Source organism: Methylosinus sp. DMC45 (genome assembly GCF_056313885.1).
Window position 1 is genome coordinate 1 of sequence record NZ_JBQUZK010000006.1, and the last position, 24220, is coordinate 24220.

Annotated in this window: 18 protein-coding genes; 4 read left to right on the top strand and 14 right to left on the bottom strand. The window is 62.8% G+C overall.

Annotation, left to right across the window (positions count from 1 at the left end; translation table 11 throughout):
- The first annotated feature begins 97 nt into the window (after window positions 1-97).
- Window positions 98-856, top strand: a complete 759-nt coding sequence (locus tag ACT53T_RS02540) for a hypothetical protein (RefSeq protein WP_476159875.1) — start codon at window positions 98-100, stop codon at window positions 854-856.
- 220 nt (window positions 857-1076) lie between these two features.
- Window positions 1077-3146, top strand: coding sequence for an ATP-dependent helicase (locus ACT53T_RS02545; protein ID WP_476159913.1), 2070 nt, complete (start codon window positions 1077-1079; stop codon window positions 3144-3146).
- Between the two features lie 209 nt (window positions 3147-3355).
- Here ACT53T_RS02545 and ACT53T_RS02550 read toward each other — a convergent pair whose 3' ends face one another.
- The 14 genes from ACT53T_RS02550 to ACT53T_RS02615 form a co-directional block, all read right to left on the bottom strand.
- Complete coding sequence (locus tag ACT53T_RS02550; RefSeq protein WP_476159876.1) at window positions 3356-3718, bottom strand: hypothetical protein; 363 nt, start codon at window positions 3716-3718, stop codon at window positions 3356-3358.
- A gap of 126 nt (window positions 3719-3844) precedes the next feature.
- Entirely contained in the window at window positions 3845-4492 is a 648-nt protein-coding gene (locus tag ACT53T_RS02555; RefSeq protein WP_476159877.1) for a glycoside hydrolase family 19 protein, read from the bottom strand.
- A gap of 7 nt (window positions 4493-4499) precedes the next feature.
- Window positions 4500-5078, bottom strand: coding sequence for a hypothetical protein (locus tag ACT53T_RS02560; RefSeq protein WP_476159878.1), 579 nt, complete (start codon window positions 5076-5078; stop codon window positions 4500-4502).
- 152 nt (window positions 5079-5230) lie between these two features.
- Complete coding sequence (locus ACT53T_RS02565) at window positions 5231-5458, bottom strand: hypothetical protein (protein WP_476159880.1); 228 nt, start codon at window positions 5456-5458, stop codon at window positions 5231-5233.
- Window positions 5455-6066, bottom strand: coding sequence for a hypothetical protein (locus ACT53T_RS02570; RefSeq protein WP_476159881.1), 612 nt, complete (start codon window positions 6064-6066; stop codon window positions 5455-5457). The genes ACT53T_RS02565 and ACT53T_RS02570 overlap by 4 nt, the downstream gene beginning before the upstream one ends.
- Window positions 6067-6306: 240 nt before the next feature.
- Entirely contained in the window at window positions 6307-6657 is a 351-nt protein-coding gene (locus ACT53T_RS02575; protein ID WP_476159883.1) for a hypothetical protein, read from the bottom strand.
- Between the two features lie 9 nt (window positions 6658-6666).
- Entirely contained in the window at window positions 6667-8472 is a 1806-nt protein-coding gene (locus tag ACT53T_RS02580) for a GmrSD restriction endonuclease domain-containing protein (RefSeq protein WP_476159884.1), read from the bottom strand.
- A 10-nt stretch (window positions 8473-8482) separates the two neighbouring features.
- Entirely contained in the window at window positions 8483-9790 is a 1308-nt protein-coding gene (locus tag ACT53T_RS02585; RefSeq protein WP_476159885.1) for a restriction endonuclease subunit S, read from the bottom strand.
- The gene (locus ACT53T_RS02590; protein WP_476159887.1) at window positions 9787-11247 is read right to left on the bottom strand and encodes a class I SAM-dependent DNA methyltransferase; all 1461 of its coding nucleotides are present in this window, start codon (window positions 11245-11247) and stop codon (window positions 9787-9789) included. The genes ACT53T_RS02585 and ACT53T_RS02590 overlap by 4 nt, the downstream gene beginning before the upstream one ends.
- Complete coding sequence (locus ACT53T_RS02595) at window positions 11244-11660, bottom strand: PIN domain-containing protein (protein ID WP_476159888.1); 417 nt, start codon at window positions 11658-11660, stop codon at window positions 11244-11246. Before ACT53T_RS02595 ends, ACT53T_RS02590 begins: the two co-directional genes overlap by 4 nt.
- A 3-nt stretch (window positions 11661-11663) precedes the next feature.
- On the bottom strand, window positions 11664-11918 hold the full coding sequence (locus ACT53T_RS02600) for a type II toxin-antitoxin system Phd/YefM family antitoxin (protein WP_476159889.1): 255 nt from the start codon (window positions 11916-11918) through the stop codon (window positions 11664-11666).
- Between the two features lie 55 nt (window positions 11919-11973).
- Complete coding sequence (gene hsdR, locus ACT53T_RS02605) at window positions 11974-15360, bottom strand: type I restriction-modification system endonuclease (protein ID WP_476159890.1); 3387 nt, start codon at window positions 15358-15360, stop codon at window positions 11974-11976.
- 333 nt (window positions 15361-15693) lie between these two features.
- A protein-coding gene (locus tag ACT53T_RS02610; protein ID WP_476159892.1) for an IS5 family transposase occupies window positions 15694-16454 on the bottom strand; the annotation gives its coding sequence in 2 pieces (ribosomal slippage) (window positions 15694-16121 and window positions 16121-16454; 762 coding nt in all).
- Window positions 16455-16611: 157 nt separating this feature from the next.
- Complete coding sequence (locus ACT53T_RS02615) at window positions 16612-22218, bottom strand: DUF3320 domain-containing protein (protein WP_476159893.1); 5607 nt, start codon at window positions 22216-22218, stop codon at window positions 16612-16614.
- 261 nt (window positions 22219-22479) lie between these two features.
- Here ACT53T_RS02615 and ACT53T_RS02620 point away from each other — a divergent pair, with 261 nt between their 5' ends.
- Both ACT53T_RS02620 and ACT53T_RS02625 read left to right on the top strand, forming a co-directional pair.
- A complete protein-coding gene (locus ACT53T_RS02620; protein WP_476159894.1) occupies window positions 22480-22785 on the top strand; it encodes a hypothetical protein in 306 nt (101 codons plus the stop codon).
- Between the two features lie 76 nt (window positions 22786-22861).
- Window positions 22862-24004 carry a plasmid recombination protein gene (locus ACT53T_RS02625; RefSeq protein ID WP_476159895.1) on the top strand — a complete coding sequence of 381 codons (1143 nt, stop codon included), beginning with the start codon at window positions 22862-22864 and terminating at the stop codon, window positions 24002-24004.
- Window positions 24005-24220 lie beyond the last annotated feature (216 nt).

The following is a 24220-nucleotide window of genomic DNA, read 5'->3' on the forward strand; positions in this document are numbered from 1 at the left end:
ACAAATCGCCCACCAAAGCCTCTATTTCGGAGACCTTGAATCACGCCTCACTCGAAATTAATAGGTCCTGAGCCTAGCCCTGTCTGTCTACACGCGGATGTTCGATCATCCCTTCAACGGCATCTACTGCGAGGAAATCTACGCCCTCGAGGAGCACGAGCGTCACATGATTTACCGGCGGGCGCTGGGCTCGGTCGAGATAAAACACAGCATCAGCTTGAAATGGATCTGCGATGAGGTTCTGAAGCTCGACGATCCTACGGATGCCGATCTTTTTGCGCGTTTTACATTGCTGCCGGACAGGACCAACGTATTCCCCCAGGATGAATGGCACACGTTCACGAAAAGCCTCAGATTCTTCGGGCGTCACGGCGCGCTCCTGCCGCCGTCCGACGGTGTCGAGTCCCGCGAGATCTGTCTCAACGAAATCCGGGTGCTGGTCTTTGCCGCGGAATCCGGCCGGCCCGGCGACCTGGCCGCGGCTGGGCGGGCCTGGGCGAATTTGGAGGCGTCGCCCGCGGGCCTCGTGATCGGCTGTCTGTCGGAAGTCCACGCCGCGATGACCGAGCACGGGGGCGACGTGAAGATGCCCTACGAGCCGCTCGACGTTCGGCGGATTTATCCGGTCGAATGCCTGCGGCTTGCTCGCAGGTTCCTGGAAGAGGCGTGCGAGGTAGAGTATTTCCATCAGGCTCCCATGATCGAGTGGGGACCGATCCTGGCTTTCGATACAATCGGCTGCTTGGGAGATCGCGGCGATCTGGACATCCTACGGCGTCTCGGTCGCGGCCACGCCTATTCGGCTTACGCATTGGACGCCCTCAAAGCGCTGGACTGCGCGATGCCGGACCAATGAACGAGACTATGCCCCGCAACGCAGCCGCTAACCAACCCGCCTCGCTCCAGGAGGCGAGTGAAACGAACTCCGACGCCCGACGGGGCCTTATCTCTCCGCGCATCCACTCATGACGCCTACGAAAATCTGTGACGGGCCTTCCCGCTAGACGCGCCGCCATTGCGAACAAAACAAGAATTGTGGTTCAGTCCACCGGCCCGCTCACCCTGCCGATTCGCCCATAACCGCCGTCGCCTATCTCGAAAAGCTCAACGCCGAACAACGCCGCGCCGTCGAGCACGGCCTTGCTGACCGCTCGTCGGCCTCCGCCGGCGGTCCGCTGCTCATCATCGCTGGCGCCGGCTCCGGCAAGACGAACACGCTTGCCCATCGGGTCGCGCATCTCATCGTCCGGGGCGCCGATCCGCAGCGAATGCTGCTGATGACCTTCTCCCGCCGCGCCGCCGCCGAGATGGCGCGTCGGGTCGAGCGCATCTGCGCCGAGGCGCTGGGCGCAAAGGGCGGCGGCGATGTCCTCGCCTGGGCGGGCACGTTTCACGCGATCGGCGCGAGGCTGCTGCGTGAATATGCCGGCGCCATCGGCCTCGATCCCGCCTTCACCATCCATGATCGCGAAGACTCCGCCGATCTGATGAATCTGATCCGCCACGAGCTCGGCTTCTCCAAGACCGAGAGCCGCTTCCCCACCAAGGGCACGTGTCTTTCGATCTACTCCCGCGCCGTGAACGCCGAAATTCCGCTCGAGCAGGCGCTGCTCGGCGCCTTCCCCTGGTGCGCCCGCTGGCATGACGAGCTGCACCGCTTATTCGCCGCCTATGTCGAGGCGAAGCAGGCGCAGAATGTGCTCGATTACGATGATCTCCTGCTCTATTGGGCGCAGATGATGCAGGACGAAGCCCTCGCGGAGGAGATCGGCGGCCGCTTCGATCACATTCTCGTCGACGAATATCAGGACACAAATCGCCTCCAGGCCTCCATCCTGCTCGCCTTGAAGCCCAAGGGCCGGGGGCTCACTGTCGTCGGCGACGATGCGCAATCCATCTATTCCTTCCGCGCCGCCACTGTGCGCAACATTCTGGAATTTCCGAAGAGCTTCACGCCGCCGGCGAAAATCGTCACGCTCGACCGCAATTATCGCTCGACCGAGCCGATCCTCGCCGCGGCCAACGCCGTCATCTTGCTCGCCGCCGAGCGCTACGCCAAGAACCTATGGACCGAGCGCCGCTCTGCGGAGCGGCCGCAGCTCGTCGCCGTGCGCGACGAGAGCGATCAGGCGCGTTTCATCGCCGAGCGCGTGCTGGAGGCGCGCGAAGCCGGCATGACGCTGAAACAGCAGGCGGCGCTGTTCCGCGCCTCGCATCACAGCGCCATGTTGGAGCTGGAGCTCGCGCGCCGCAACATTCCCTTCGTGAAATTCGGCGGGTTGAAGTTCCTCGACAGCGCCCATGTGAAGGATGTGCTCGCTTTGCTGCGCTTCGCTCAGAACCCGCGCGATCGCGTCGCCGGCTTTCGCATTCTGCAAGTCCTGCCCGGCGTCGGCCCCTCGTCCGCGCAGAAGATTCTCGACTTCCTCATCGAGCGCCCGGACCCGCTCGCCTGCCTCTCCGAGGCGCCGACGCCGCCGCGCGCCGGCGAGGAGTGGCGCGGCCTCGTCGCGACGCTGCAAGTGCTCCATGCGAGAGAAGGCTGGCCGGCGGAAATGGAAGCGGCGCGCCGCTGGTATGAGCCGCATCTCGAGCGCCTTCACGAGGACGCGCCGAGCCGCCTCGCCGATCTCGTCCAGCTCGAGCAGATCGCCGCCTGCTATCCCTCGCGGGAGCGCTTTCTCACCGAGCTGACGCTCGACCCGCCGGATGCGACCAGCGACGAGGCCGGCCCGCCGCTGCGCGACGAGGATTATCTCATCCTCTCGACGATCCATTCCGCCAAAGGGCAGGAGTGGAAGTCGGTCTTCGTGCTGAACTGCGTCGACGGCTGCATCCCCTCCGATCTCGCGACGGGAACGGCGGCGGAGATAGAGGAGGAGCGCCGGCTGCTCTATGTCGCGATGACGCGCGCGAAGGACAGTCTGCGGCTGGTGACGCCGCAGCGATTTTTCACCCATGGCCAGCCGGCGCAGGGCGACCGGCATGTCTACGCCGCGCGAACGCGCTTCATTCCGGCGGAAATGCTGGGGCGTTTCGACTGCGTGAGCTGGCCGGCCGCGGCAGCGGTGGTGGCGGGCGAGCGTCTCGCCGGAGGTGGGCTGCGGGCCGATGTGCGGGCGAAAATACGGGGGAAATGGGAGTGAACGATGAAGGCGATGGTACGCGAAACGCTTCAGGGGTTGTCTGCCCGAAGGGAAACCGTCCGCGCCTTTGCGATTGCCGCATTTGATGCCGAAGCGGGCGTTCGGGGAATCGGCATCGTTCGACTAAAAAAGCGACCTCGTCGGGGCTTCAGCTATCGAAAGCCTGACGCGCCATGGATGTTCCGACGAAAGACAAAGTTATTGCTTCGCTAGACGATATAGATTTCTCCGCCAACGCCGCATGGATAGAATATTATCGCCTCGGCGCAACAGTAATCTTGTTCGCGGAGAGAAACCTCGATGCTGAGGCCTTGCTCAAATCGAAAGAGAATGCATACGCCCGGTCGGAAGTCCACAGCGCTCACGACATGGCCGATGCAATCGCATAACCGATTGCGAAATTCATCATCTCCGTCCGATGCTTGCCAAGCCTTTTCTCTGACGGTCGCGCGAGTCAAGACCGTCAAGAGAGGAACATCGAAGGCGAGCTGCCAATAATCCATCACGAAGGTCACCGAGCTGAGCTTTTCTGAGACGACAACCTGCAAGGCGTCCTCTAGACTCTTAGCCATCGCGTTTTCCTATGCTATCAAGGATATCGACGTTGATTGTAAAATCGATACCTAAAATTCAGTTCCACCTCCGAGTGGTGGGAACGGCGGCTCCTGGGGCTTGCGGAAACATGCTCGGCGGCACACTCAGGCGTGAAGGGATGCGAGGGCCTTGGTGTAATAACCTAGCCGTTCGCGCTGCGCATTGTGACCGCCATTGACTGCGAGTGTGAGCTTCAAATTGATGAGTTTGATGCTGTGCTCGTCATCAGGGTCAACTTGGTCCGCGATGCGATTGAGATGCTTCAACTTGGCAAAAAAATACGCGGACGCCAGCATGTCGACGTTCATGTCGATCTCAAGCAAGTCGGGTTTGTCTTTCAACGGCCTGCCTATGCCGACACCAATTTTCTCGTAATTGCTCTTGCCTGTGATTTGGATCGCCCCGCGTCCGCGATATGTGAACCCGTCCTCGGCGGTGGTATTTCCGAGGTCGGCGCGATTGCCGTACCAATACTTGAAGTAATCTTCCTTGGAAGTCGCGGTATGCGCCTTTCGCGCGACGCCGGCCAATCTGAATTTCTCGTGGCTGGTCCATAGCTCATGCGTGTGCCTGAGCTCGTTGCTCTCCACGGCGAGCTGCGACAGGAAGGCCGCAACGCGCTTCGGCGAATTGATCTGATAGGTTAGCATTGCGACGTTGAGCGGCTTCAGAAACCGCACCGGCGCGTGCTTCATGATCTTGTGAAGCGCCATCGAGGAAATCGGCAACACCTGACGCACAGGATGGACCATAACACCCTCATTGCTTCGCCAGAAAAGCGTCGGGAATGACGAATCCCTCCGATTTGCCGCCGGAGACGCCGGCTCGGATGTCGAGCGACTCGAAGAGATCCGGCCCCAGCTTCGACTCGCTGCCGCCCACGCAGGGCAGGTTCACGACCTCGCTATCGCCGCGCGCGACCGCGACGCCGGCGATTTCGCGGCTGTGTCCGCCTTTCCCCCATCGACCGATGGCCGTGAATATGGAATAGCGGAATTGTCCTTTGTTGAATTGAATAAAGGCGCCTCCGCCGCCAGAAAATGTCATCGTATCCGCCAGAGCATCACGCGGTGTTGCCTCGTCCTCCGGGTAGGACAGCTCGACATGCGCTCGGGCCCCGAAGCGATATTGCAGCTTGGAGGCGCGCTCGCCTCGGCTAAGACATATCGAAGCGACCCCTTTGCGGGTTTGGCACGAGAAAACGATCTCCTCATCTCCATCGCATAGGCTGGGAGTCGAGGACGCGGCGTCACCGGCGACGACGATTACGATCGGCGCGGCTGCCATCAGCGGCAAATAAAACATCAAATTCAATAATCGCTCCCAATTCTCGCTCACATTCGAGCAACGATGGTGGAATTTCGCCCCGTCTGCAAGGGCTCGGTCGTGGCCAGGGAGGAGCTGTCGATCGTTTCTGAAGATGTCCGCTCGTGGCGCCTTCCGACCACAGCAGATGGGTCGCGCCGAATAGGCTTTGCATCATGGACAGACTAGCGGGAGTGATCACCCTTCTCCCGCAGCACTCCCTGTGGGAAACGCAGGATCACGCCAGAAACGCGATCCATACCGGTGCGTCTCTCTGCCTCATCGAGGACGGCGACCGCAATAGCGCGCAGGGCGGCCCTCGCAGCGGCGCGGTAGACGTCGGGGCCGAGTCGCTCGCGCACCCGCCAGAGGCGGGCGACGACGTCGTCGAGAAGGTCGCCGTCTTTGCTCATGCGTCCCTCCTGCGCGTTTTCGGGTCGCGGCCGCGGCCTCCGGAGGCCGTGACGAGGGCCGCGACATCCTCGCCGGTAAGAAATCTCCGCGCGAGCAGCGCCTCGGCGATCTGCTCGACATCGGCGCGCCGCCGGCGCATCAGGGCGCGCGATTGCGCATACAGACGGGAGAGGTCGGCCTCGACGAGGTCGCGCAGCTCGCGATCATAAGCGAGCGATGCGGCCACATCGCTTCGATGCAACAGCGTCTCCCCCAGCCCATGCGCGGCGTGGCCCTCGGCGAGCGCGCGCGTCGTCACTGCGAGATCCGCCACCGCGCCGGTCGACGCCGCGCCGAGAATGGCTTCTTCTGCGGCGCGTCCGGCGAGCAGGATCATCACGCCGGCGTCGAGATCGGCCCTGGTCGGGAATTCGGGTCGTCGCCCGACGGCGCGGGTCTCCCCTCCCGATGCACCGCGCGGGATGATCGAGACCGAGACGATCTGCATTCCGGCTTCCCGATAGGCGACGCAGTGACCCGCCTCATGAATGGCGGCGACTCGGCGATCCGCCGGGGTGCGTTCGTCGGGCGGCGCGATGATGCGCAGCAAATCGTCCAGGGCGGCCATGTCGCTTCACCACCGATGCGCAGGTCGACAGCACGCGGGAGAGCGCCGGATCGAAAAGCGGCTCCGGCGGAAACTTCGTCGCGACCGCGCTGAGGACGGCGGCGCGGGCGCTTGGGTGAGCGCGTCGCTGCAACGGACAGGCTCGGGACGCAGGGGCTGATTACAGTTGGCAGGCATGTCTCTTCACTCCTTTTGCTCGAGAGCACGCACTGCTTAGATCACAAAATAGGAATTGACGCACTAAATGGCATGCTTTATAGTTAACAGGTGTTGACTAAGCAACCCATCCCCGCCCTTTCCGCCGCGCAGCTCCGAGCCGCCCGAGGGTGGCTGAACCTCTCGCAGCAGGACCTCGCCGACGCCTGCCTGGTCAATCGCCGGACAATCGCCGAATTCGAACGCGGCGCGACCGTGCCGCACGACAGGACCCTGTTGGATCTCCAGCGGGCGCTCGAGGATCGGGGAATTGAGCTTTTGTTCGAGAATGGGGTTGCGATCGGAATACGACGATCCGCGCGCGCCGCCGTGAAGACCGGCTGACGGGACGACAATAGCGCGATCGCGCCCGTCGATCCGATACCGGGCTTCCAAGAACCGACGCTATCCGTTGAAGAACTTCACGATGGACGCATCGATCGTCTTCCCCATCGCGGCGGCGATGATCGCGCAAAGCGCCTCGCCGCGGGCCTGATAGAAGGCGCGGAAGTCGTCATTGCGCAACGCGCCAGGGTCGATCCGATGGCTGACCAGCAATTGGTTCATGCTATCGTCGTCGAGCCCCACCTGCTTATGATCCTGAAGCTTCCGCAAATATTGGGACGGCGCATGGCCACCGATCATTCTATTCGCCTTATAGGAGATCGGCGTCTTGTTGATGATGCTGTCGTAATCGGCCGGGCGAAGGTTTCGCTCCTCGCACCATTGCTTGGGGAAGATATGATGAATGTCGATCGCGACTTCATCGGCCTCCAGATCGCGAATGCTCGCTTTCCAAAACAGGTCCTTCGACCCTTCACGCTGCACCAGGACATTGAGCCCCTTATAGGCGGCGGAAAGGCGCGAGCGTAGCGTGTTCAGCCGGTTCGGCTGGAAATTGGCCTCGGTCACCGTTCGCGGCTCGGCGCCGCCCTCTATCCAGGCGAATATTTCCTCCACATCATTGGCGATGCGGGTCTCCACGGCGCCGCCATAGAGCTCGCCGAACACGCCGCACCAGAACCAGCGGCTGAGCTTTTCGTAAATCCGCGGCTCCAGCCAACGATCCTGCAAATGGCTCAACACGGCGGCGAGCGGCACGACCTGCGTGCGATAGGGCAGATCGCGGGTCGAGAGAACCAGCTCCTTGCGCAGGAAGCGCGCGGCCAGCCGGAAGCCCGACTCCAACCGATCCGCCCATTCCTGATAAGTGGTCAGCTTCAAATTCAAAATCGCCGTGCGCTTGGCGCTGACGGCGGAGACCGCCTTGCCGGTCTTGCCATTGGCGAGGTCCAGCTTTCGGATTTCGTAAGTGTGCAGCAGCGCGATCGCCTGGAGGAAATCGGTCGGCTCGATCGATGTCAGATTGGCCTCGGCGTGCAGGCGCTTTTGCCGCCCTTCCACCTTGCGCGGCGCGCTGCCGAACCAATCGTCGCGCAGGTTGAAATTATCGGCGGCGAAGGAAGCGGTGACGAGCTCGAAGACGGAGAGCGAGACGCCGCCCGTGTTCACCTTCTCGAAGACGAGGCATACGGCTTCCTTGCTCGTCTCCTTCGTCAATTTAATCATGGGAATTTGATAGGCGCGGAACACGTCCGAAACTTTGGTTCGAAAGTCGAAGAAATCGACGAGCTTGCCAGGGGCGAGTTCGAGAAGCTTTTTCTCCCAGGCGCGCGTATCGAGCAGCTCATTGCAGGGGAAGCAGAAGTTATCGCATTCTTTGGCGCGATCGGAGAGGTCGAGGTCGATCTTTCGATCGAAATCGCTCTTCAGCTTCTTGTCGGCGGGCACGGCGAAGAAGGCGTCCTCGAATGTGTCGTCGGCGAGCGCCTTTTCTATATCGATATAGTAATAACGCTCGATCTCCGCGCCCTTGTCGTTGAAGGTCTTCACCGGGCCGGAGCGCTTCAGCACTTGCGTCAGCGTCGTCAAGCGCTGCTGGCCGTCGAGAATGAGCGATTGCGGCGCCGGAATGGGACCGTCGAAGGAGAGGTTCTCGACCGGCCGCGTCTGGAAGCGCGCTTCGCCGCCCGTCTCCAGCAGCATGATCGCGCCGACCGGAAAGGAGCGCGCGACCGAGACGAGGAGAGAGCGCACATGCTCGTCGTCCCAGACCCAGCCGCGCTGAAAATCGGGCAGCTGAATTCTGCCGGCGACGATGTCCTCGAGGATTTGCGGCAGGCTGATTTTGGTGGAGTCGAAGGTGGTCATATGCGTCGTCTCACAATTGTTTTTTTCTGGTCTTGCGGGCTGGCTGCGCGGCGCGCGCGGCTTTGATCTTCTCGAGGAGCTTTTCCGCCGGCTCGTCGCTCGGGTTCTGCGGGACGAGCTCGCCACGAAAGGCTTTGGCGAGGATCGCCTGATCCAGACGATCGAGCAGCGCGCGCGCCGAAGCCGCCTCGGCGGCGATGTGGTCGATTTTCGCGAAGGCGGCTTCAATGCGGCGGACGATGCGTTCCTGCATAGGTAATGTTGGAACGGGCGTCGAAATGCCCTCGATCATCGATTTAGTGAGCGCTTGTCTCGTAACGCCGTAATTCGCATTGAAAACCCAGCCCTGGATATGTGGCGTTTGGAGGAAAAGCGCCAAAAATTCTGGCGAAATCTCCCGGGTCGGCCGAATGATCGCGACGTGTTGGCTCACACGTGCGCCTTCCATTTCCTCGGGAAGGAGACATACACGGCCAATCGATGCGCCAGTAATATTGAACAAGACATCGCCAAATTTCGTCTCGACGCCTCGCAAAACGTGGGCGGCATCATCGTCGATATAAGCCAGTCCATCTGACTGGAATCCTTCGAAGCGGACGTTTTGCGATCGAATGAAAGGTGTTCCTTCATCCTTATACACGTCGCGGCCGCCATGAGGCGTGGAGCCGCTTCCAATCTTGGACGTCAACTCACGCAGGCATTTCGACGCCACGGCAATCCCTGCAAACTCTTTTTCCAAAATCGCCTGTTTGGCGTGGGCGACGAGGGTGGGGATGCGGTCGAGATCGGCGCGGGCGCGTTTCGCACTCGCGTCCAGCGCATCCAGTTTGGCGACGATGCGGCGTTGTTGCCCACTCGAACATAAAGGAATCGCGGCTTTTTCTAAATCCTCCGCCCGCAAATGCGGTTGAGCTGTGCCCCGACGGCTATTGTCGGTCCACTGCTGAAATGCAGGAGAACGAAGGAACCACTGAACAAATTGTGCCTCATATTGCGGACTCGGACGAACGATGATCATTGCGGAGTTGATTCTCACGACGCGGTATTTGCAGCGCTCATCGTAAATTGCCGTATTCCCGATCGTGCCGCGAATTGTGAGAACGATATCGCCAGCCTCGAGGGTGCCCCCTCCGAGGAGCATGTGCTTTTCTTCAGAGATGAACCGGCAGTCGGAAAAATCGAATTCTCCCTTTCGGACATTCCTCGTGCTTAGGAATAAGCAATGCCCTTCAATCATTTGCACATCATCGCCGGGATAATTTTTCCCTCTGTCCCCGTTAATGAACTGGACAACATTTGATAAAGGCAGAGATTTCATTGCGCCGCCTCGGCGATCCCTTCGCTCTCCTCCAGCTCCTCGCTCAAAACCTCGATCTCCGCGAGCGCGCTTCTGAGATGCCCGAGGATAGCGCTGATCAGCTCCTCCGGCTCGCTCATCGCATCTTCCGGGTCGCTCGACGTGTCGCGCAGCCAGGCGAGGTCGAGATTGTCGCCGCGCGCGGCGATGTCCTCGCGGGAAAAGCAGCGGAAGCGCCCTTCCTCGCCTTCGTCCCGGCGGGCGCCGCGGCCATGCGGATCGTCGCCGAAGGCCTGCTCGAATTCGGCGAAATGCGCCGGCGTCAAAGGGCTCGTCTTGCCGAAGGCGGGCATGTTGGCGCGCAAATCATAGACCCAGACTTGGCTCGTCTGCCCGCTGTCGCCCTCGCCCTTCGAAAAGAAGATCACATTGGTCTTCACGCCCTGCGCGTAGAAGATGCCGGTCGGCAGGCGCAGGATCGTGTGCAGGTCGCAACGATCCATCAACATGCGGCGCAATTCTCGCCCGCGCCCATCCTCGAACAGGACATTATCCGGCACGACGACGGCGGCGCGTCCTCCGGCTTTCAGCTTGCGGATGCAATGCTCGACGAAGGGCAATTGATAGGAGGAGACCGACGCCGTCACGGTGAGATCGTCGCGCGAGGGCCGCCCGCCCGCCGGACCGAAAGGCGGATTGGTGAGGATGAGATCGGCGCTCTCGAGATCGGCGCCGGCCGGCGAGAGCGTGTCGCCGAGCTCGATGCGCAGGCTATCGACGCCATGCAGAAAGAGATTCATCAGCAGCAGGCGATAGACGCCCTCGACATTCTCCATGCCATGGAGGGCGTAGCGGAGCTGGAACTCCTGCTGCTTCGGCGCGAGGGTGAAGAGATCGTCCGTCTCCGCCTTGATGAAGCGATTGGCGGCGATGAGAAAGCCGCCGGTGCCGGCCGCCGGGTCCTGGATCACCTCGCCGGCCTTGGGCTTCATGAGCCGCACGAGCAGGTCGATGAGCACGCGCGGGGTGAAATATTGCCCGGCGCCGCGCTTCGTCTCCTCGGCGTTCTTCTGCAACAGGCCTTCATAAAGATCGCCGAAGGAATCGCGCTCCTCGGTGAACCAATGCAGATCGTCGATGGCGGCGATGAGCTTGTCGAGATTGACCGGCTCGCGGATGAAGGTCGCGGCATTGGCGAAGATCGCCTGCACGGTGCGGTCGCGCTTCTTCTGCGGATCGCCGAGATCGGCCAATATGCGGCGATAGAGCGCGAGCCTCGTGACGCCTTCTTGCGCGACGATATCGCGCCAGCGCGCGCCCTCCGGCAGCTTGTTCTCCTCGAGCTTTCGCTCGGCCAGCATCTTCAGGAACAGCAGATAGGTCAGCTCGGTGACATATTGCTGATAGGTGATGCCGTCCTTGCGCAGGACCGCGCAGAGGCGCCAGAGCTTGTTGACGAGGTCGGACGAGGGATTCATTTTCCGCCTGAAAAGGTGAAGGGATCGAGCAAGGCAATGTCGTAGCGGGCGAAATCCTTGGCGTTTCTGGTGACGACGGTGAGGTCGTGGATTTTCGCCGTGGCGGCGATCAACGCGTCTTCATAGCAGTGATCCGGCCGGGCGTGCATCCAGCGCGCGTGAAGGCGGAAAATCTTGGCGTCGACGGGGACGACCGCGAAAGTCTGCTCGATCTGATCCGCCCAATTTTCGATTTCCTCGGCTTTTTCGCGATCGCGCGCGCGCAGCTTCTCGACGCCCGCCTGGATTTCGCCGAGCGTGAGCGCGGAGAGGCGCAGGCTGGAATCGGGGACGGATTCGAGCCAAGCGAGGACCGCGCCGTGAGGCTTGGCTCGCCGCAGCTCCGAGACGACATTGGTGTCGAGAAGATACATCGATCAAAAGTCCGGCGAAGCCCGATGTTTTCCTCCGCCTCGTTTCGGGAGCGGCAGGTCGTCGCTACGGGCTTGCGGTGCGAGCAGAAGCGTTTTGAGACTGGGCCGGGAGGCGGTCAGCCGGCGCCATTCCTCGACCGGAAGGAGCACTGCGGTTTCCTCGCCGCGCCGCGTGACGACTTGCGGCCCTTCCCGCTCGCAGGCGTTCAAAAGCTCGGAAAATCGGGCTTTGGCTTCCTGCACGGGCCAGGATTTCATGGCGGCTCCTCGCGGACTGGTCATCCGACTAGTCTGATACATTGTCAAAGACATTTCAACCCGCAAAACGGGCGCTCCAAATTGCTTCGTTGAGGTCCGCGAGGACATCCTGCAAGCGGTGGTCGAATTCGGCGTTTACGGTCTCATAGCCACCCTGGGCGGCGAAGGCCGGCTCCGCCAGAATGGCGCGGTCGCCGACGGGCTGCTCCTTCAGGACGCGGCCGATCCGGCGCAGCCATTGTTTCTGCTTCTGCGTCCAGGGCTTCGAGGCTTCGATCTTGGCGAGCGCCGTGTCGACGCGGGCGGCATAGGGGACGAGCGGGTCGCCGAGCGCCGCCTGGCGGACGAAGCCGATGATATGGGCGGCGATATCCGCGTTGCGGGCCCGGCCATAGGCACGGCGCAGGCTCGCTTCCGAAAAGCCGTGCTCGTCCAGCTCGGCGGCGAGCGATTTCAGCTCCTTGCGGGTGAGCTCGCGCGGGCGCTGGGTCGCGGCGATCATGGCCGCGGAGGCGTTCATATTCTCGCGCACGAAGCGCTCGAAGGCGGAGATGAAGTCCTCCGGGCTCGCCGCGCCGGCGAAGACGTCTTCTACGGCGACGAGCTCGTCCGCATGGGTGGAGATGAAGACGCCGCGATCGCGGGCGGCGGGCCGCGCGCCGGCGGCGATCGCCAAGGCGCCCGCCTGGGCCTGGAGCCAGGCCGGAGCCTCATGCGGCGGCGCGGCGCGCAGGCGCGCGAGGAAATCGCGGGGCGGCATGCCGGCCACCCGGGTGAACGCTTGCGTCTGCGCGTCGGTCAGATGCTTGAAGGCGCGCCGGAGCCGCACGAGGATCTCGTCCCGGACGAAGCTGCGATCCTCATCGGTCGGCGCGCGCTGGAGATCGGTGAGCAGCGTCTCCAGCGGAATATTCGGATCGACCACGACGGGGCGCATGTCGGTGACGGTCTGGAGATTGGCGTATATGTCCACCGCATCGAAGATGCGGAAGATGTCCTTGCCGATCGCCGGAGAGAGACGAGTCGCGCGCCCGATCATCTGGTCATAGAGAATGCGGCTGTTGACGCGGCGCACGAAGACGAGATTGCAGATGTCCGGCACATCGACGCCGGTCGTCAGCAGATCGACCGTCACCACGTATTTCGGGCGGGGATCATTGCGGAAGGCGCGGATATGGTCGCCCGGCCGATCGACCTTGCCGGTGATCTTCTGCACGAGGTCGTGCGGCTGCGGGCCATATTCCGTCTCGAGAGCGGCGCGCAGCTCCGCGACGAGCGTGTCGGCGTGATCGTCGCGGGCCGCGAATAACAGGGTCTTGCCGGGCGCCGACGGCGGAATCTCCGCGGCGATGGCTTCGGCGACGACGCGATTGAATTCGATCGAATAGACTTTCTTGTTGAATTCCTGGACCTCGAACTCGACCTGATCCGGCGTCTGGAACAGGTCGATCTGGCCGGTGCGCGGATCGATGATCTCGACATCCTCGCCCGCCGCGAAGGTGATGCCGGCCAAGGCAAGAGCCGTCTTGATGCGGCGCGGCGGGGCGTGGTCGATCAGATAGCCGTCCACCACCGCCTGACGATAGCCGTAGCGATAGACCGGCGCGCCGAAGATCTCCGCCGTATGCAGGGCCGGCGTCGCGGTGAGAGCGATCTTCGTCGCGTCGAAATAGTCCAGCACCCGGCGATATTTCGACAGATAATCGTCGAGCGAGCGGAACTCGAGATCCTCCTCGCGCAGCTCGGCATCGAGCGTGTAGCCGCGATGGGCCTCGTCCACGACGATGCAATCGTAGACGCCTGGCGTCGGCCGCCCGTCCTCGCCGTCCGGCGACAGAACGCGCTTCACCATCGCCTGCACCGTGGCGACATGGACGCGGTCCTCCTTGTCCGGCAGCCGCTTGTCGAGCCCGGCGACATTGTAGCTCTCGGAGAATTTCAGCAGCCCCTCGAGCTCGGTATTGGCGAGCGCTCGAAGCGTCTGCTCGCCGAGCGCATTGCGATCCACCAGAAAGAGAATTCGCCGAAAGCGCTTGTGCTTGAGCAGTCGATACATCAGGGCGATGCAGGTGCGCGTCTTGCCCGTGCCGGTCGCCATGGCGACGAGAATGTCGCGCTGGCCGCGGCCGATCGCCTCCTCGATCGCGACGACGGCCTCCTGCTGAAAGGGATAGAGGCCCGCGTAATCGAAGGGCTCGGCGGCGAGGCTGGCCGCATCGGCGACCTGGGCGAGCTTGTCCTTCAGGTCTTGGGGGCTGAACCAGTCGCTCAGCGGCAATGGGGGGTTAAACTCGCGGCGTGCGTCCCGGAACCAGACGCCCGACAATGTCGGCATTTGCTTGACATAGGAACGGCCATTGGCGGCGAAGAGGAACGGGATCGCGCCCGGCGCCTCTCCGGCGATCTCCGGCGGGAGCCGCTGCGCGTCCCAGAGCTCGACGCCCTCGGCGTAGCGCGCCGTCTGAGCGAGGACCGCCGGGACATTCCTGCTCGCGCGCTTGGCTTCGATCAGGCCGACGCAACGGCCGTCAATGAAAAGGGCGTAGTCGGCGGGTCCGGTCGCCGTCGGCCATTCGGCGATGGCAATGGCGGCGGCGTCGCCGGGGCGGGCGCCCCGCGCGTATCGGAGCGTCGCGGAATCGACAGTCCATCCCGCGGCCGCCAACTTCGAATCGATCAAGACCCGCGTGTCGGCCTCGTCCATTTCGATATTGGCGTCGGCGGTCTCGGCCGCCTGCTGGAGCGAGGCGAGCTGTGCCGGTGCATGGGTCTGCGCTTCCGTTCGGAGCAGGTCGAGCGCGCGTTGCGCATCCTCGCGCGCCGAAGCATCCTCGGTCGCCAGCCGTTCCCATTCGGCCCGCTCCTCGGCCTCGCGTCGGGCGAGCGACTCGGCGTCGAGCCGGGCGCGAGCGGCCTCGTCGGCCTCCCGCCGGGCTCTTTCCGCCTCGCCTTCCGATGCGGCGAGACGGGCGCGTAGGCGCTCGATCTCGCCCGCGAGCTCCGCGGCCGCGTTCCTCGGCGGCTCCGGAGGGCTGAAGGGCGCAATGGTCCTTTTCCGCTCGGCGCCATGAACGCGGACGAGCCAAACGCCGAGCTGATGAGCCAATTTCAGGCCGGTCAAAGCCTGCTGCGGCGTGCCGACGTTCTCGTGCAAGGCCGCGTTGCCGGCCCGCCGGAGGAAATGCAGCACGTCGCCGGCCTGCCGGGGAAGCCGGCCCTCCTGCTGCAAAGTCCGCAGAGTTTCATCGAGATTCGCGCGCCGATCGAGAGCGAGGCCGCTTCTCGCGGCCAGGGATTTGGCCAAGTGCTCCGCGAATTGCCGCAGTTTTCCGAGCGCGGTCGGCGCGTCCTGATGGAACGCCCATTCCGCGAGGGCCCCAAGCCGCGCCAGCTCGGGATCACAGTCCGTCAGGAACAGGAAATTTCGGGAATGCGGCGGCACTGGTGTTTCGGAGTTCGCAATTTTCGACGCTATATCTTGGTCCAATCTATCGAATCCGGCAACTCCACCTCGGGGGTCGTCTCGGCGTCCAGACTCTCGCAAGCCGCATCTCCGTGCGGCGACCTCCTCGCCGCCGCCGCCGCGTGCCTATGGACGGTGCGCGGGCGGCTCAGCGCCCACGTCTACCGCGCCGCCGAGTTCGCCGCTCCGTGCGATCGAGAGCGCTGTCCTCGACGAGGCCGATCATCGAGCCCGACAAAACAATGAAATAGACAGCACGGTCGAATGCGTCCCACGGGTGTCGCCAGCAACCTAGTCCTCTAGGCTCAGGACTCATTGATTGAGATAGAAGGCGACAGCGGCGGCAATGCATACGGCCGAGAAGAAGGCGTGCGCGCATCGATCGTAACGAGTGGCGATGCGCCGCCAGTCTTTGAGCTTGGCGAAGAGGTTCTCGATCTTGTGACGTTGCCGGTAGAGCGCCTTGTCGTAATCGAGTGGCTTCTTACGGCTCTTCGTCGGGGGAATGCAGGATTCGGTCCCACGCTCCGCGAGCGCCTGGCGAAACCAGTCGCTGTCGTAGCCGCGATCGGCGATCAGGGCCGAGGACGGCGGCAGCGCGTCGAGCATCAGCCTCGCGCCTTTGTGATCGCTCATCTGCCCTTCGGTCAGCATCATGACGAGCGGCTTGCCGGCGCCGTCGCAGACGACGTGGAGCTTGGAGTTCAGCCCGCCTTTCGTGCGGCCGATACAGCGGGAAAGAGCCCCTTTTTTAGGAGGCTCGCCGCCGTCCGATGCGCCTTCAAATGAGTGGAGTCGATCATGATCCGCTCCGGTTTCGGCCCTTCTCCTGCGAGCGCGGCGAAGATGCGATCGAAGACGCCGAGCCGGCTCCAGCGGATGAAGCGATTATAGAGCGTCTTGGGCGGCCCATACTCCTTCGGGGCGTCCTTCCATTGCAGGCCGTTCTTGATGACGTAGACGATCCCGCTGACCACGCGGCGGTCGTCCACCCGCGGCACGCCGTGCGCCAAGGGAAAATGAGGGGAAATTCGCGCCATCTGCGTTTCGCTCAGCAAAAACAAATCGCCCACCAAAGCCTCTATTTCGGAGACCTTGAATCACGCCTCACTCGAAATTAATAGGTCCTGAGCCTAGACTCTGTGCCGTATTGTTGGCGTCTCCACATTGCAACCAGGAGTGATCGCTTTCTCGTTGGAAGCATACAGGAGGCGTGAAGCCCGATATGCACTATGTTTCTCGAACCAATTCCTCATTCGACGTTTCATCGCCCACGACACACATGAGAACGCCGGCCTGCATCGTCAGCACTCCTCCTTCGAGCGCATCGTCGATCTGCTTTTGGATGACGTCTCGCACGGCGGCGCTGGTCGATTTGATACCGAGCATCCGGGAGACCGCTTGCACGACCTGATCCGATGTCGCGCCGAAATTGTTGCGCACGACATCGATGACGGCCGCGCGGATTTCGGAGGGCGGCAGCATGTCCGCGCGTCGTAGTGTCTGAGAGATCGCGGCGCTTCGATCTCGAACGCGGATGGGCGAATTCGGAGCCGACAGGAAATCGATTAACTTTTCGATCCGACCGGTCGTAACGGCGACGCCAATCGCCGCTTCGACTGCTTGCTGAATACGATTTCCCGCTCTTTTGAGACCGAAAGCGTCGCGAATACGACTGACGACTTCGTCAGAATGAACGGGACCTTCGATCCGCACCGCCTCTTCGACGAGCGCGATCAGGATACCGATCGGCGCTTCGTGCAATTCACCGGCCCAAGCCGAGGGCCGGCTCAACGCCGCTTCGATATAGGCGTCGCTCGAACTCTGAGACTCTTCGCCAACGGGAACGAGGCCGATCTCTGTGACGTCCTCCCGCTCGATCGTGACGATGTCGACCGGCGCCGCGCGAGTCGCTCTCGTGGTCGTAGCGTCGTGCTCCTCCTTGGCCGTTTGTATTTTGGCGATGATGAGGTCGAGCTGCTCGGTCGGACGTTGGAACCAATCTGCGCTCCAGACTCGATGAATGGTCCAGCCATGACTTTCGAGCACCGATTGCCGCAGCCGATCGCGGTCGCGCGCCGAGCGGGAATCGTGATAAGCGACGCCATCGCACTCGATCCCTAGCAGATAACGGCCAGGCCGATCCTCATCGACGACGGCGAGATCGATGAAGAAGCCTGCGAGTCCGACCTGACGGTGAACCTGATAGCCGCGAGCCTGGAGAGCCTTGGCGACCTGCTCCTCGAACACGCTGTCATGGTCGCGACCGGTGCTCTCCGCCAAGGTCAGCCTCCCTGTCCGCGCATAATGCAGGAACAGGCGAAAGGCGAAGACGCCCTTGCGGGTCGACGCGAAATCCGGCTCGATATCCTCGTCGGTCAATGAGGCGAAGACTTCGCAGCGCTGTTTGGCGCGAGAAATCAGCACATTCAGGCGCCGTTCGCCGCCTTCCGCGCCGAGCGGTCCAAAGCGCATCGGAACACGGCCTCCTGGCGTCGTGGGCCCGTATCCGACCGAGATGAAGATCACGTCGCGCTCGTCGCCTTGCACGTTTTCCAGGTTCTTGACGAAAAACGGTTCCGCATGATGCGCCTGAAAAAACGCCTCCGTCTCCGGCGGCAATATGCGGCGTATGAGCTCCAACTGGTCGAGGATCGCGCGTCGCTGAGCGACCGAAAACGCGACGACGCCGAGTGATAGATTCGAATGCTCGCGCGCGTGAATGGCTATCGCCTGCGCGACGATCTTGGCTTCGATCTGATTGGTGCGGGAGGCGCCGGCCTCGAACAATCCTTGCTCTATGTGATGGAAGCGCAATCCCATGCCGGCTTCGGATGTATAGGGGCTCGGAACGATGAAGAGCTTGCCCTCATAGAACTGGCGGTTGCTGACCGCGATCAGTGACTGATGCCGGCTGCGATAATGCCATCGGAGCATTCGCGTCGGCAGGCCACGGGCCGTGAATAGACCGAGGATGCTCTCTATGTCCACGACCCGGCCGCCGTCATCCTCGTCGTCGTCGTCGACGGCGCCGGTCATTTTCGAGAAAAAGGCTGTCGGGGGCAGCTGCTTCGGATCGCCGACCACGACGACTTGCTTCGCGCGCGCGATGGCGCCGAGCGCGTCGACAGGTTGGATCTGGCTCGCCTCGTCCATCACCAATAGGTCGAAGTCGAACACGCCCGGAACGAGAAACTGGGCCACGGAGAGCGGGCTCATCATGAAGACCGGTTTGAGCGCCTGCACCGCCGGCCCGGCCTTCTCCATGAGCTTGCGGATCGGCATGTGACCGCGCTTCTTCTGAATTTCAGCGCGAAGCGCGCCCAAAGGACCGACGGAGCCGCCGTCCCGAGGGGGAATCTGCTTGTGATGCGCGCGCACGACCTCGAGGCCGGCCATCGCCATCCGCTGACGGTCGAGATCGACGAACTCGCGCACCTTGCGGCCATGCAGAGTTCCGTCGAACCGACCGAGTTCCGGCGCCAGACGCACCTGATCCGCGTGGACGGCTTCGAAATAGGCCATCTCGAACGCTGGGATGACCTCGCCGGCCTTCAACCTGCCATCCTCCAGACGGCCGACGACCTCTGCGCAGCCGAGCGCTCGGCCTCGCTCCGCGCGATCTCGATAGGCGACCCATTTGGACAATTGCTCGCCGCCGGCAGCCCAATCGCCGAGCCGCTGTCGCAGACTTTCGAGCGACACGAGGCCGATGGTCGCCGACCCGAAACCTCTTGGGAGGTCGAAGGACATCGCCGTGAATGCGGCGTCGAGATCGGCGACGAGCGACGACCGGTCTCCTTCGATCGCATCGGCCCGATCGGCGAGCGCTCGCCGATCCTCGATCCGACTCGCCAAGAGCCGAATGTCGCCGTTGCCGTCGATCCAGTCGGCGGCGCTCTTCAGCATGTTCCACTCGGATGTATTGCCGCGCCAAGCCACGCCGAAGGCCGAGCCGCCGAGCGTCTCACCCGACGCCAGCGCCTCGGCGCATGCGCGCCCTTCTGCGATGAGAGCCAGCATATCCAGCCGAACAGCAAGAATGGTGAACGAGGCCTTCTCGAGCGCCGCCACGGCTCGGTCGGCGGAGTGGAATCCTCTCGCTGCATCGAGCATAGGAGCGAGTTCGGCCCTGTCCGCCGTCGGCGCCGCGCCGAACAATAGGGCGCGCTCCGGCAGCTCGTTCCAGAGCGCTTTGACGACCGGCGCCGCCTCGACGAGAAGCTTCGCGGTCCGCTCCATGCAGGATGCGATCATCTCGCGGTCTGGATTAGTCGCCGCGACACGTCGCGGCTCATCGCCCAGCCCCTTCAGTGACCGCATCCATTCGACGAGCGCCGACAATGGCGCCGAAGCGGAACGGTCGCTCCTCCAGTCCGAGGCGAAGACTTTTCGTCCGAAGTCGTCGTCGCTCTCGATCAGCCGCTTGGCGGCTTGCCCCCTGATGAGCGCATCGAGCTGCGCGAGCGTATCCGCCAATGGCTGATCCGGGCTACGGAGGACGGAGCGAGCCAAGGCGTTGGCGTGTCGCCACTCGCCGCTCAGAATCCTGAAGAATCCGTCGCCGTGATAAGCGAGCGTCGTCCGCGCGCCCGACAAATCCATCGTCCAAGCCGCATCCGACAGGCTGGCGCCGATCTCCGCTCGCGCCTGCTCGAGCGAGCGAATGGCGTCGGCGAGATCGGCCGCGCGCTCGACGTTATCGTTCCAAAGATCATTCGCAAAGGCTTCGGCGCTCGCGACCGGCGCCGCTACGACGCGCTCGCCGATCTGCATGAGACGCCGAACATCGGCGAGCGTGAGCGGCGTCGCAAAGGCCATTGTGTCGGCCAGCCCCTTCGCCTCTATGGCGAGGCGCGGGACAATGGCGACCAGAGTCCCAAGGCGCTCGAAAGCCGCCGAAGAGAAGGCGGGCGGCAACAGCGCCAGAATCTCGCGAAGCGGCGCGGTCTCCGTTTCCCACGCCTCGTCATGGAAGACGCTCGCCAAATCGGTTCGGAGGCTCGCATAACGAGCGCCATTCACCAGCAGCGTTTGGATCGCCTCGCGATTGTCGACCCAGGCGGTCGCGCCGAGCGCCGCGCCGGAAAGGTCAGGCGCGGCGGCGATGCGTCGAGCGAGCGCGATGACCGGGGAAAGCTCGTCGAGCGTCGTCGCCGGCGCGCGCTCGAGAATCGATGCGAGGTCGACCTGCGATGCCTCGAGCGCGTGGAGCCGTTCACTGAGCGCCGCGAAACGCGTGGTCAGGCGATCCACTTCCAATGGCGTGACGGCGGCGAGCCCGACGCCGCGCCAGATGTGATCGTCAGGCGTGCCGATCGCCTCGACGCGCTCGACCAGCTCGGAAAGCACCGCATGGCGTTCCGAGAATCCATCAGCCGTCCATTCCGCAGGAGCTTGCAGCTCGATATCATTAGGCCTTTCGCCTGCGAGCCGCAGGCGGACGAGCTGTCCAATCACCTGATAGGGCGTCAACCCGGCCGCGGCATGGGGCTGGTGCATTCTCGCGGCGTGCGCGTTCAACCCGTCTCGCGCTTCCGTCAAACGTGCGCACAATGAGCCTGCATCCGGTCCCCTCGGCGCCCCGAGCTCCCATGTGCGGCGCAGTTCTTCGAGCAAAGCGCGCTTATTGGCCTTGTTGCTATGCAGTTCCAGACAGGCGTCGCCCACGCCGGTGGCGTCGAGCCGGCGCTTCACCACATCCAGAGCCGCCATTTTCTCCGCGACGAACAGCACCGCTTTTCCGTCCGCCACGGCGGAAGCGATGATGTTGGCGATCGTCTGGCTCTTGCCGGTTCCGGGCGGCCCTTGGATCACCATGTCGCGTCCGCGCCGCACTTCGTGAACGGCGAGCGCTTGGCTGCTGTCGCTGTCGACGATGTGCACCATCTCGGCGGGCGGAATGAACGGATCGATCTTGGCGTCCTCGTGGATCATGCCTTCCGAGCCGTCGAAGCCGTCGGTGAGCAGGCTGCGGATCAGCGGCCGATCGCTGATCCGCGCATGATCCGGCCAAATCTCGGGATCGAGATCGCGATACATGAGGAATTTGGCGAAGGAGAAGAAGCCGAGCGCCATGTCGTCATGTTGGACGGCCCAGCCCGCCTTTTCGGCGACCGCCTCCGCCACACCGTCCATATAGGCGATCGGGTCGAAGCTCTCGGACGCCTCGAAATCGGGCAGGCGGATGCTATGTTCCCGGGCGAGGAAGGCCTCAAGCGACAAATTCGACGCGAACTCCTCCGGCCGTGAGCGAAGCTTGAATTTCTCCCCGGCATTGCCGCGCTCGAGAGAAACCGGCACGAGCAGCAAGGGCGCGAAACGCGGGTTCGCCGACTTCGGATCGATCCACTTCAGCGCGCCAAGCGTGAGATAGAGGATGTTGACGCCCTGCTCCTCCTCGAGCGTGCGCGCGTCGTAATAGAGCTCGAGCAGTCGCTTCTGAAGCCCTTTCGGCGTCAGCCGGGTCTGGAGCCGCGTGTCGGAATGTCTGGTGAACACGCCGCGCTCATCCGCTACATCGTCTTCGGGCTGGGCGAGGTCCGATATTTCGTCGCTTTCCCCCTCCGGCTCGCCATCGCTCGCGCGCGCCGCCTTTCCGGCGACGAAGGTGAAGACCTTGCCTTCTCGTATCAGCAGGCGAAAGACTTCGGCGCTCTTCTCATCCACGATTTCGAGCGATCGTCCCGCCTTGGCGGAACGCGGCATGTTGAGCAGCCGATTTCGCGCCGAGAGGTCCAGCAGTTCCATGCGCGCGCGATCGAGCTTTTCGGCGATCGGGAGATTGCTTTGAAATACTGAGACATTTTCGTCTTCGGGATGAACAATGGCGTCCATCGAAATACACGTCCCTCATTCAGGATGAAATGAATTCTATTCAGAGCTCGATCGAGCTCCGACCGCCCTCGCAATGACCGGGCAGGCCGCTGCGCTCTGGCTGGTGACGATATTCGGCAAAACGCGATCAGCCAAGCCAGCCCGCGAGAAAAACTCATAGCGAGTTACCGGTTTTACCAGTTACCAGCTGTCAGCGTTTTTTTCGGCGTCGCCGGCCACTCCTTTACCGGCGTTCGCTCCGATGGTCGATTCGCGACGACCATGCGACCTCGTTCGGTCGTCTATCTTACGCAGCGATCGGACGCGACGATGGTCACGCCCCCGCCGGCGCCTTCCACCTCTGCGGATGCCCCGGAAGGCGACCGACTCCAGCAGGACAACGCCCCGCCGATCATCGCGGATGACAATATCGAGATCGACGGCGAATTGGCGCCCTCGCTGGCCCCGGCCCTCGAGGAGGACGGCGAGCCGCCGTTCGCGATGCGAATGAACAGCGCGGCGCCCGCGATCGAGAGCCCGACACAGAGCAGCGACCCCGAAATCCCCGAGTTCCTGCGCGATGGATAAAAATGGCTCAAAATCCGACGAGATCGCAAATCTCGGCGGGAGGGAGGACCCGATCACCGCACCTCGGAGCTAGGCCGTGCACTTCGCTTCCGTCCGTCTCTCGCGTCTCAAGAATGGCAGGCAGATCCAAGCGGCGAGCGACCATGCCAATCGCCTCGACGACACCTCTAAACTCAGGGTCCGGTCTGATGCCGAAAGCAGCCTGAATTTTGCGTCGAATCCATGGCGCGAGGATGCCGCCGGCGTGCGATTTGACTACTTGGCGGACCTGAGACGCATGCAAGCCGCCACAGGCGCCATCCAACGCGGAGGCACCGCGCCGGTCGGGCATTTGATTTGCGTCGTCAGTGTTGGGTGGCTGATGGAAACAGGCGGCCCGCAGAATCCGCGCAATCGCCTGCTATTCGACGCCGCTGTCGCATGGGTGCAGAAGACTTTCGGAGAGACGTCGCTATTGAGCGCCAGAATGGATCTCGATGAAAAAGGCGCCGGGGTGGTCGACGTATTCGTGGCGCCGATGACGACGAGCAAGACCGGAAAGAAATTCTTGTCTGTCAGTCCTACCCTGACGAAATTACAGGCGCAATACAAGACAAGAAATACATTCGCTGCTCTACAGGATAGTTGGACGGAATTCGTCCGAGCGCGCCTCGACCCCACTATCGAGCGCGGCTGTGAAAAGCAGGCGCGCGGCCCAGACCGTTTGTCGCCGGAAGCCTACGCCGCCAAGGCAGAGACCGAAAAGGCCCGCGCGCTCATCCGCTCGGAGAGCGACGAGCTGGATCGGCTGCGATCGGAGCTGGTGATCGCGGATAATGCACGCATTGCCGCCGAGCAGGCCGTGGCCGAACGCGAGCGGCGATGCGCGGCGACCGAGGCAGCGCTCGAGCAGCGGCGATTAGCGCTAGAGACGGCCGCCGCAAAAAAATTGACAAAAGCCGGCAAAAGGCTCGTCGAGTCTTTCCAGCTCGGCATGCTCGCCTGGCTCGACGGACGGATCACTCTCGTCCAGGTCGATCAGGAAGAGCGATATCGAGTGTCCTTGTTGACGGATGCGGTGAGCGACGCCGACGTCCGAGACATCGAACGATCACTGCGCCCCGCTGTAGAATTGGGCCTCGCGCGCCTGCTCGCGGCATGGCAGCTCGTGACAGACCAATTGGGAGTCGAGGCGGACGAGGTCAAGAACAGGATCGGGCGGCGGTCTGGTCTCCTATGACCTGCGCGGTCTGGCTACCCGTGGCCAAATCGATCGCAGATGCTGGCTGGCAGCGACGCCCGATTTCGAGCTCCCGAAAATTGAACCCTCGACGAGTCGGCTGTTCTGAAAAGGTACAAGGTCCGCGACGGCGCCACCCTGCGAACGTGAAAGTTTGACCCAAGGCGGACTCGTTCCGTCCGCGAGGCCGACGTCCGGTGACGCAGACAACAGACA

Excerpts from the sequence above, each read along its gene's own strand:
- ACT53T_RS02540 (WP_476159875.1), top strand. The coding sequence starts at position 98 with ATGTTCGATCATCCCTTCAACGGCATCTACTGCGAGGAAATCTACGCC.
- ACT53T_RS02550 (WP_476159876.1), bottom strand. The coding sequence starts at position 3,718 with ATGGCTAAGAGTCTAGAGGACGCCTTGCAGGTTGTCGTCTCAGAAAAG.
- ACT53T_RS02555 (WP_476159877.1), bottom strand. The coding sequence starts at position 4,492 with ATGGTCCATCCTGTGCGTCAGGTGTTGCCGATTTCCTCGATGGCGCTT.
- ACT53T_RS02565 (WP_476159880.1), bottom strand. The coding sequence starts at position 5,458 with ATGAGCAAAGACGGCGACCTTCTCGACGACGTCGTCGCCCGCCTCTGG.
- ACT53T_RS02570 (WP_476159881.1), bottom strand. The coding sequence starts at position 6,066 with ATGGCCGCCCTGGACGATTTGCTGCGCATCATCGCGCCGCCCGACGAA.
- ACT53T_RS02580 (WP_476159884.1), bottom strand. The coding sequence starts at position 8,472 with ATGACCACCTTCGACTCCACCAAAATCAGCCTGCCGCAAATCCTCGAG.
- ACT53T_RS02585 (WP_476159885.1), bottom strand. The coding sequence starts at position 9,790 with ATGAAATCTCTGCCTTTATCAAATGTTGTCCAGTTCATTAACGGGGAC.
- ACT53T_RS02590 (WP_476159887.1), bottom strand. The coding sequence starts at position 11,247 with ATGAATCCCTCGTCCGACCTCGTCAACAAGCTCTGGCGCCTCTGCGCG.
- ACT53T_RS02595 (WP_476159888.1), bottom strand. The coding sequence starts at position 11,660 with ATGTATCTTCTCGACACCAATGTCGTCTCGGAGCTGCGGCGAGCCAAG.
- ACT53T_RS02600 (WP_476159889.1), bottom strand. The coding sequence starts at position 11,918 with ATGAAATCCTGGCCCGTGCAGGAAGCCAAAGCCCGATTTTCCGAGCTT.
- ACT53T_RS02615 (WP_476159893.1), bottom strand. The coding sequence starts at position 22,218 with ATGGACGCCATTGTTCATCCCGAAGACGAAAATGTCTCAGTATTTCAA.
- ACT53T_RS02620 (WP_476159894.1), top strand. The coding sequence starts at position 22,480 with ATGCGACCTCGTTCGGTCGTCTATCTTACGCAGCGATCGGACGCGACG.